Source organism: Blautia sp. AF19-13LB (assembly GCF_003479105.1).
GTDB classification, from domain to species: domain Bacteria; phylum Bacillota; class Clostridia; order Lachnospirales; family Lachnospiraceae; genus Fusicatenibacter; species Fusicatenibacter saccharivorans.
This window is the reverse complement of sequence record NZ_QUGO01000039.1, coordinates 1-7,950: the sequence shown is the minus strand read 5'-3', so window position 1 is coordinate 7,950 and position 7,950 is coordinate 1. Positions and strand designations below refer to the sequence as shown.

General features: G+C 38.7%; 9 protein-coding genes and 2 pseudogenes. 4 read left to right on the top strand and 7 right to left on the bottom strand.

Features of this window, described 5'->3' with window-relative positions:
* Positions 1 to 46: 46 nt before the first annotated feature.
* The 7 genes and pseudogenes from DWX32_RS18825 to DWX32_RS18790 form a co-directional block, all read right to left on the bottom strand.
* The gene (locus DWX32_RS18825; protein WP_243037638.1) at positions 47 to 685 is read right to left on the bottom strand and encodes a hypothetical protein; all 639 of its coding nucleotides are present in this window, start codon (positions 683 to 685) and stop codon (positions 47 to 49) included.
* The gene (locus DWX32_RS18820; protein ID WP_004843525.1) at positions 686 to 1,135 is read right to left on the bottom strand and encodes a hypothetical protein; all 450 of its coding nucleotides are present in this window, start codon (positions 1,133 to 1,135) and stop codon (positions 686 to 688) included. It abuts the gene before it with no gap.
* 67 nt (positions 1,136 to 1,202) lie between these two features.
* Positions 1,203 to 1,546, bottom strand: a pseudogene (mdcF, locus tag DWX32_RS18815) (broad-spectrum bacteriocin mediterrocin MdcF).
* 63 nt (positions 1,547 to 1,609) lie between these two features.
* Positions 1,610 to 2,344 (bottom strand): DUF6040 family protein, encoded by a 735-nt coding sequence (locus tag DWX32_RS18810; protein ID WP_005608347.1) that lies wholly within the window; start codon positions 2,342 to 2,344, stop codon positions 1,610 to 1,612.
* Positions 2,283 to 4,004: a MobA/MobL family protein gene (locus DWX32_RS18805; RefSeq protein ID WP_118582322.1), complete on the bottom strand. Its 1,722-nt coding sequence runs from the start codon at positions 4,002 to 4,004 to the stop codon at positions 2,283 to 2,285. Before DWX32_RS18805 ends, DWX32_RS18810 begins: the two co-directional genes overlap by 62 nt.
* Before the next feature lie 330 nt (positions 4,005 to 4,334).
* Complete coding sequence (locus tag DWX32_RS18795) at positions 4,335 to 4,649, bottom strand: hypothetical protein (protein WP_005608351.1); 315 nt, start codon at positions 4,647 to 4,649, stop codon at positions 4,335 to 4,337.
* 140 nt (positions 4,650 to 4,789) lie between these two features.
* On the bottom strand, positions 4,790 to 5,020 hold the full coding sequence (locus tag DWX32_RS18790; RefSeq protein ID WP_004843519.1) for a helix-turn-helix domain-containing protein: 231 nt from the start codon (positions 5,018 to 5,020) through the stop codon (positions 4,790 to 4,792).
* A 171-nt stretch (positions 5,021 to 5,191) separates the two neighbouring features.
* Between DWX32_RS18790 and DWX32_RS18785 the strand changes: the two genes are divergently transcribed.
* From DWX32_RS18785 to DWX32_RS18770, 4 genes and pseudogenes are all read left to right on the top strand, one after another.
* Positions 5,192 to 5,821, top strand: a complete 630-nt coding sequence (locus tag DWX32_RS18785) for a helix-turn-helix domain-containing protein (RefSeq protein ID WP_005608353.1) — start codon at positions 5,192 to 5,194, stop codon at positions 5,819 to 5,821.
* Positions 5,822 to 5,907: 86 nt separating this feature from the next.
* Positions 5,908 to 7,203, top strand: a complete 1,296-nt coding sequence (locus DWX32_RS18780; protein WP_005608354.1) for a tyrosine-type recombinase/integrase — start codon at positions 5,908 to 5,910, stop codon at positions 7,201 to 7,203.
* Positions 7,204 to 7,400: 197 nt separating this feature from the next.
* The gene (locus tag DWX32_RS18775) at positions 7,401 to 7,787 is read left to right on the top strand and encodes a DUF2116 family Zn-ribbon domain-containing protein (protein WP_117802751.1); all 387 of its coding nucleotides are present in this window, start codon (positions 7,401 to 7,403) and stop codon (positions 7,785 to 7,787) included.
* Between the two features lie 84 nt (positions 7,788 to 7,871).
* Positions 7,872 to 7,950 (top strand): annotated as a pseudogene (locus DWX32_RS18770) (IS200/IS605 family transposase); the annotation flags it as partial.

Here is a 7,950-nt window from a genome sequence, read left to right as displayed (position 1 = left end):
GAATCATAGTTTTATAAATGCTTACGATTTCTGCTCTTTGCTAAAGTTAATGACATTGTATGAAACCAGCACTTTCTCCTAAGGAAACTCGTACAACAACCTCTTTTTTTCGCCTAACCACTTCAATTACATTTAGAACAATCATCAATGCAATAATCATACCCCATATAATAAAAATCATGTCCTTTTCCGTAGAATTCCAATATTCTGGATAAGTTAAGCTATATTTTTCTGATAATTTCTGATATGCAGAGATAATATTGTCCTCATTTCCTATGTATGAGATAAAGTTTTCATAACCCACAGAGGTACTTTGCAATTCTGAGAGATTATGAAATTTTACTTTCGTAATTCCGGAAACTAAAGCGGTATATTCTGATTCTTCTATGTTTGCAGTATTTTTTAATGTTTGTCTGATTACTTTATCATCGCCATAAATATGAAGTGTTGAAAGGTATTTATTATTGATTTCATTGTACTGAGAAAAAATATGTACATCATTCTCCGTTGCAGTTTCTGATACATCTTTCAGAAACTGCGACATATCTTCACTAGCAACTTCATAGCGTGATGACGTAAAATATGCTGTAGAAAAGTTCCAAAGCTGATCTTGAAATATTTCAGATTGCATAAGTATTCCAAAAATCAGGAAACAAAACAAACATAAGTTTTTAATTGCTTTCATTTATTTCAACCCCAGATTCCATACTTTATTTGCTTTTTCAAATATCGTAGTCAATATTGTGCTATTTTCATCAACAATCCATTGATCTTCTTGATCTTCAGCTTTTTTGCTACTTGACAACATAATTTGAGTATTCAAATCCTTATAGTCATTAAATAGCACGCCTTGACTTATTCCTTGGTGAAATGGTTTTATCCAAATAATTAGTGCATATCGAACATCTGACTCAGCTATCGCAAGATTTCCATTCCAAAGCAAATAATCAGGGACAGACACACTATACTGGAATCCATCTTTATCTGTGTAAATTTTTACTCCAGATTCTTCTATTTCAGGGAAGTCTTTCTGAAATTCGTTATATGGTTTATAACTCCCGAAGTACCAAAATAAATTATAGCAACAGAACAAAATAACCAAAACAATTCCTATATATTTTATTTTTTTCTTCATTTATATACACTCCACAAAAAAGAGTGGTTGGAATTCCAACCACTCAGCCATTATCCCGAACCTTTGTTTAGTAGCTATTACCGTAGGTAATACTATTTCCTTTATGAGCAACCTCAATTTTAGACCAATTACCTTTACCAACATTTGAACCCGAAAAAGAACCATTTCCATTCTTGACATATGCGTAATGATCTTTAGTTGAATGATATGCGTGTGCATAATCTTCATTAATAGCAAGAGTATTATAACCATAAGTCAAAACACCTTTTCCGCCATCAGATGTAGTGCTCAATTCCCACTTTTTATCAAATGTCTTATTCCCGTTTGTAACAGAAAATGCCATTACTGGAATGATGAAGAAATTAACATTGCACTAATAGCTACCCCTACAATCACTTTCTTTGCTCTCATAAGTTTTACCTCCTTTGATCTGCTGTATTTCTATTTATATTTTATCAAATATTTTGTATCTAGTCAATCAGTATCTTGACTTATATAGCGTCGAATTGTAAGATATATTCCTTGTAAAATTAACCAAAAGAACAACAGATTTATTGATAATGCTTTTTTAATTACTTCTCCAAAATAAATGATGACAGCCGCACTTGTCAGTATCATCAGTAGGGTAATAACATCCCAACAGTTTTTCTTATATAATTCTATAACCTTTATTTCTATCAGTATTGCCAGTATCCCTGTCCCTGCCACACATATTCCAACAACCAATATCATCAATAACCAATATATGATTCCGGCTATAATCTCATTTGGAATTTTTGTGCTGATTTGTGCCACAGATTGCCCGGCATCAATCGTCCAACCGATAAAAGTTTGTATGAATGATGCTGCATCATGGAAGAATGATTTGCAATCGGAAAGGAACACATCTGACTGTACTGCCTGAAAAAGAGTGGTTGTCAGCGAATACCATGCAAGAAGGAACAAGGTTGTTTGGAACATTACCGTTTTTGCTTTATATTGTCCTGCAAGTTGCTCTTTTTGTGTTTCGTATCTTGCTTTTGCATTCTGATAGGCTGTCCGGTCACAGGCTTCGCATTTTTTATAGAGTACCGGCTTTTCTACCGGTATCTCTACGATTTTCTGATGTGTCCGGGCATAATCCCGTTGTTGTGTTAAGCATCGTATTTTATCTTGACATTCCTCTATCGTGACGTTTGCGCTTCGCAGCTTCTCTTTCTCGCTCCGCAATGCTCTGTCTGCCAGCTTCAAGTCGTTCTTTAATGCTTGAATATTCCCGGCTCTGTTCTCTTTGTTTAATTTCTCGTTCAAGGTCAGAGATTCGTTGAGCTGCGTCTTCAGTTCCACGATAAGCTGGTCTTTCTGTTCCAACTCTTCTTGTATCTCCTCGGTCAAGAGCAGAAGTTCTTCCAACTGTTCGGCGTTCTTTAATTCTCTGGATTCGTTCATCTATATCACGTCCTTTCTCTACCTGCTGTTCCAGTTCAGCAATTCGGTGTTCTGTTTCAGTAATAAACTGTTTTCGCTGTTCAGCTTCTGTGCCAATATCTGCCATTGCTGATTTTCGTTTTCCAAAAGTTCTATCTTCGTTTTCTGTTCTTCCATCTTGGAAAGTAGTTCCTCGGTATTTGGCAAAATGTTGAGCAGCTCGGATAACTCGCTGTTTAATTTTTGCAATTTCTGATTCTGTTCCTGCATAAGAGAGAGTTGGGTGTCCCGGTTCTGCATTTCCAGAAGCATTTCTGCCATTAAGGTCTGCTGTTCTTCGATTTGCCCAATCATGGACTCCATTAAGGGTATAATTTCCCGGCTTTCTTCTAATGTCATTTAATCGCTCCTTCCATAATGATAATGCACCTGATACTTTCCCAAAGGTGTCCAGTATCTTTTGCAATAACGTGTTTTGTTGTTTTATGATTTGATTTTCCGCTACTTTCCACGAACCTTTTATTTCCTGCCCGGCAAGAAACTTTTGTTCAATCTTTCTTGCGTCAGCACCTTCATGGATGGTAGGAATCTGGAGTTTTCCCTGCTTTTCGTAAGAACGGTGATCGACCTGATTATGCAAAGGCAGATGTTCATTACACACCTTTGCCCACTCGCTCCGCCACAGTTCACAGTTTTTTGGATTGTTCCATCCCGTAGCATCGGTCAGTACCCGTTTCCATTGCAGGCGGTTTCTTGCACCCATCTTCTGAATTCCGTTTTCATCTAATACAGGGATACGGATTCCATGACGGTCAGGGTTTTTCTTATCCTGCCACCAGTTCGGATGGGATTCATCAATCACGATATTTCCGCTTTTATCTCTGACAAAATCCCAATCTTTGACTTCTTTCTTCCCCCAAGAATGATCCGGGTTAAAAGGGCGCATTGTCAGAAGCAGATGGACATGAGGATTGCCATCCCCTTTGTCGTGGATACTCCAATCAGCACACATTCCCTTATCCACAAATGTTTTTTTGATATAGTCGGCTGTATATTGAATCTGTTCCTGTCTGCTCCATTCTTTGGGGAGGGCAAATTCAAATGACCTGCCAAGTTGGGCATCTGCACTTTTTTCAATCTTCAATACCTCATTCCATAACCGTTGTTTCTGAAATGTGATTTTAAATTTTTCTAAAGCAGCTTCTTTATCTTCTGACCTTTTGTATCGGACAGATTTTTGAAAGCGTTTTATATTTTCTTCTGGTACTATCTGCCATTCAGGAGGTGCGTTTTCGCACATCATCAGACTGGTGTAGACCACTTCTTTTTTAGAAGTGTAATAACTGATTCGCCCGGTTTCCTCGTTTTTCATCACATCCCCATTGAGATATGCGGAAGCGGAGATAACAGATTTCCCTTTACTTCGTCCGACTATTTTGATTGTGTAATGAAAAATCGCCATGTCTGGATTCCCCCTTTCTGCACATCCGGCATAGATTTCCGGCAACATTGCTTTCAGTTTTAGAAAAAGCAGTATTGCCGGAACGCCCTCTGCGTAAGAGTGCCCTGCGCATAGCAGCCTGCATGGAATGCGCCCCTCTGGCGAAGAGTGCCTCCTGCGGCATGAGCAGGTCTGGCTGAAAGCCCCGCCGACGGAACGAGCCCGGCAAGCGTGAGCGAAGACCGGTTGCCACTTGTGGCAAACTTATTGGGACGACCTCTGGTTGTCCATAAGTGCGCCCTTCATGAAAAAGCAATGAAGGGAATGAAAAACTCATCCCCCCCCCCGCCATTACACTTCCTCCATATCGGTATGTGTTTCTTTCTGCATTGCCTTTGAAAAAAATTTCCCATTGGCTTCCTGCTTTTTCAGAAAACCAATCAGCTTTGGGATGTCCTCTTCCTCGATAGGCGCACCGAGAACGGATTCCACCGCACCGCCAACCTGACAGAGCCTATGGGTTCGTTTTTTACTTTCTTCGGCTTTCTTTCGTTTCAGAAGTTCTTTCTTCTGTGCTGCATATCGTTTTGCTTTTTCAAGGCTTTCCTGTTCCTTCTTTTCCATTTCAAGCATTCGTTCTTCATAACTTTTTGTTGATTTTGCCATGATTACATTCCCCTTTCTTTTACAAACATAAGTTCTCGGTTGCGTATCAGAAGAAGCACATGGTATAATCTTCTTGCGTGTAGGTATATCATGGCTTCGGTCTGATAGAACCTTTGGCGGTTTCTTTGGAAGCCGCCTTTTTAATTTGCCGCAGTTCTTGTTACGGCTTTTACATTTCCTCTATCCCTCAAATCACGACCTTCATTCGCTTCCATAAACATTTCCAGAATATCGGTTTTAATCAGGACTTTGCGACCAACCTTTAATACTGGAAGTTTCTTCCATTCTACAAGCTGTCTTAAGGTGTTTCTGCCGATTCCCGTATAGTCAGCAGCTTCTTCGATGGATAATGCAATTTTTCTTTGCGTCATATAATCACCTCCTTATAAATTGCATTATGCAATTCTTGTGATGTAAGTATATCCTTTTCATATCTTTTTGTCAAGCGTTACGAAATATTAAAAATAATTTTTAAGTTGCATATTGCAATTACAGAAAAACAATGCTATAATTCATACATACCGAAAAAGGAGGCAGTCAGCATGAAAGATAAAGAACTACGCAAGCTGATAGGCAGCAGAGTAAAACAGCGCCGTCTGGAATTGAATCTGACACAGCCTTATGTCGCAGAAAAGATGGGTGTTACCGCTTCTACAATCCTGCGTTATGAGAATGGTTCGATTGACAATACGAAAAAAATGGTGCTGGAAGGTCTTTCGGAAGCACTCCATGTATCTGTGGAATGGCTCAAAGGGGAAACAGATGAATATGAAACCGACATTACGGATAAGAGAGAGTTACAGATTCGTGATGCGATGGGAGATATTCTGGAACAGTTACCGCTTGCCCTTACCAAAGAAGAAGATGCTTTTTCAAAAGATTTATTACTGCTGATGTTAAAACAATATGGTCTGTTTTTGGATTCCTTCCAGTTCGCCTGCAAAAACTTCAAGGGGAATGCTGGTCAGACGGATATTGCCAAAACAATAGGGTTTGAATCGAATGATGAATATAATGAGATTATGTTCTTAAGGGAAATCACTCACACCATCAATGCTTTTAATGAGATGGCAGACGTTGTAAGGCTCTATTCCAAGAAACCAAAAACAGCAGAACAAAGGCTTGCAAATCTTTTATCAGAAGTCTTATACGAAGATTCCGAATCGGTATAGTAAGACAACCGGAGTTATGATATACTTACACGCACGAAGCATTTCATCAGTTCCGATTGTCTAATATCGAAAGGAGACATACGATTATGGCAAAAGGATCTGTAAGAAAAAAAGGAAAGAAATGGTACTACCGCTTCTATGTAGAGGACGCAAGCGGCAATCTTGTTCAGAAAGAATGCGTTGGAACAGAAAGCAAAAGTGAAACTGAAAAGCTGCTCCGTCAGGCAATGGATGATTATGAGAAAAAGAAATTTGTTGCCAAAGCGGAAAATCTCACAGTCGGACAGCTTTTGGATGTGTGGGCAGAGGAGGAATTAAAAACAGGTACGCTCAGCAATGGTACGGTGGAGAATTACCTCGGAACAATCCGAAATATCAAGAAACACCCATTGGCAGAACGGAAACTGAAAAATGTAACCTCTGAACATTTGCAATCCTTCTTCGATTTGCTTTCCTTCGGGGGAGTTCATCCCGACGGAAAAGAGAGAAAGGGTTACAGCAAAGATTATATCCATTCTTTTTCCGCAGTCATGCAGCAGTCCTTCCGTTTTGCAGTATTTCCAAAGCAGTATATTACGTTCAATCCCATGCAGTATATTAAACTGCGGTATCAGACGGATGAAGTGGATTTGTTTTCCGATGAGGATATGGACGGAAATGTCCAACCAATTTCACGAGAAGATTATGAAAGATTGCTTGCTTATCTGCAAAAAAAGAACCCAGCCGCAATACTTCCAATCCAGATAGCCTATTATGCCGGGCTTCGTATTGGAGAAGCCTGCGGTTTGGCATGGCAGGACGTAAATCTGGAAGAACAATGCCTTACCATAAGACGCAGCATCCGATATGATGGCTCAAAGCGCAAATATATCATCGGACCAACCAAGCGGAAAAAAGTAAGGGTTGTTGATTTTGGAGATACACTGGTAGAGATTTTCCGTAATGCCCGGAAAGAGCAGTTAAAAAATCGAATGCAGTACGGAGAACTTTATCACACGAACTACTACAAAGAGGTCAAAGAGAAAAACAGAGTGTACTACGAATATTATTGTTTAGACAGAACAGAGGAAGTCCCGACAGATTATAAAGAAATTTCTTTCGTCTGTTTAAGACCGGATGGTTGTTTGGAACTTCCAACTACTTTGGGGACTGTTTGCAGAAAGGTGGCAAAAACATTAGAGGGATTTGAAGGCTTTCATTTCCACCAGTTACGTCACACCTATACAAGCAACCTTTTAGCAAATGGAGCTGCCCCAAAAGATGTGCAGGAATTGTTGGGACACTCAGATGTCAGTACCACAATGAACGTCTATGCTCACTCCACAAGAGATGCGAAACGAAAATCAGTTCGGCTTCTTGATAAAGTGGTGGGCAATGACTAAAAAATTTCCCTTATTTCCCTTGTGATTATCTCATAAGGGCAAAAATAAGGGAAACTACATATCATTTCACTAATGGACAGGCGGGAAAGCCTGTAAAATGGGGAAAGTTAGAGGAATAATTATATAAATTCAAGTTTGGAGAATTGAGAAAATCGTGAGCTGTTGAATGAATTTTTGAGGATTACCGAGGAAACAGTATGAAAAAATGCAAATATTGTGGTAAAAAACTAAATGGCAATTTTGAATTTTGTAACAGTAAATGTGAAAATTGTTATGAAAAGATGGTGGATAAGGACAGCCATAAAATCAAGTATTTTATATTAGGCATTATTTTGGGTTTCTTAGTTATGTTTTATGGCATTATTTCTAACAATAATGTCTTCATAATAGGAATTGGAATTATAGTAATGGGTATGGATGTTGTTTTATTGCCATTTACAACTCCCGAAACAATAAATTTTCTAGGATATAAAAAGTCGAAATTTGCAGGAAGAATATCGGGTATATTGCTTATAGTAGTTGGAGTATGGATGTGGTTTATCCAATGCGTCGTAAAACCTCTTGCTTTAGCTATGGGGATATAAGACGCGTCCATCGAATTTACGCAAGTAATTGAGATGGACAAAATAGCGGTTGTATTAAATGGAAAAATATAGTATAATACAAACATGAATACAACATATAAATCAAACAACAATGTCGTCTATTCGTGCAAATACCATGTAGTATGGTGTCCTAAATATAGAC